Annotated in this window: 1 pseudogene; it reads left to right on the top strand. The window is 42.9% G+C overall.

Features of this window, described 5'->3' with window-relative positions:
- Positions 1-143: 143 nt before the first annotated feature.
- Positions 144-1,197 (top strand): annotated as a pseudogene (locus Q0135_RS04190) (hypothetical protein); the annotation flags it as partial.

Consider the following 1,197-nt stretch of genomic DNA (forward strand, 5'->3'; position numbering starts at 1 on the left):
TGTGTCTTTTGCGGTAGGACTAGACAATAAATTCGGTCTAGCACGAGGCGTCGCTTCGGCTAGTTCATTTTGAGAAATTTTTCAAAAAATAATTTAAGTTTAGTTGCGATAAAATTTCAAAAATATAACACGAAGGAGGCAAGATGGCTAAATACCTATACGGTGCAAGTATCCAGGGTATACAAGAGTATATTTACGCCACGAACAAGTTGCAAGAGATCATCGGTGCCAGCGAAATAATAGACTCGCTCGGACAAAAATTTGATAACAAGCAAGAGGGCGACGGCGCGATATTTGGCGTCTTTGACGAACTAAGGGCGAACGGCTTAGTAGAGCAAATTTTGCTTAATGCCGCGGGAAATTTTAGAGCGATCGTAGATGGCGAGGAAAATTTAAAAAAGATCGTCAGGGATCTGCCTAAAAAGATAATGCAAAATGCTTACGGCATTACCATTTCTCAGGCCGCCGCTCCTTATAACGGCAACGACTACGGAACGGCATCGAAAGAGCTCGAACGAAAGCTAAAAACTCAGCGCAACCGCCCGAGCTTGCCGCTTGATATGAGTATAAATTTTATGGCTCTTGCGCCCAAAACGGCGCGACCTATCGTAAAATTTGATGACGATGATGCATTAGACATTTCGTCCGTTCAAAAGAGAGAAGCGCACGGAAGGTGGTTTAAGAGACACCCGGGAGCTAAGGAATTAAAAGAATTTAGCCAAATTTCAAATAAGAAAAATAAACTAGCCGTTATCCACGCAGACGGCAACGGGCTTGGCGTCTTAGTTAAAAATTTAGTCGAAGTCGTAAAAAAGAGCGGCGAAATGGAAGCTATAGCTAAATTTTCGCAGGCGCTTGATAAAGCGACAAAAGATGCATTTGCCAATGCCAAAGTAAAAACAAAAGTCGCTCTTGGAAAAGATGATCTAAAGATAAAAGCGCTAATTTTAAGCGGCGACGATATGACGGCGGTTTGCGATGCAGACATAGCGTTAGAATTTACTAAAAATTTCATCGAGGAATTTGAAAAGGAAACGGACAATAAGAAGCTCGATATAAAGGAAAAGCTCACTATGTGCGCGGGGATTGCTTATTGTAACGAAAAATTCCCGTTTCATTATGCGGTAGCTCTAGCCGAGGAGCTTTGCAGCGCGGCAAAAAAGCCCGTCTGTTTCTTAGGCGCGTGCAGGGTGTCGA

Source organism: uncultured Campylobacter sp. (genome assembly GCF_937981295.1).
In the GTDB taxonomy this organism is placed as follows: Bacteria; Campylobacterota; Campylobacteria; order Campylobacterales; family Campylobacteraceae; genus Campylobacter_B.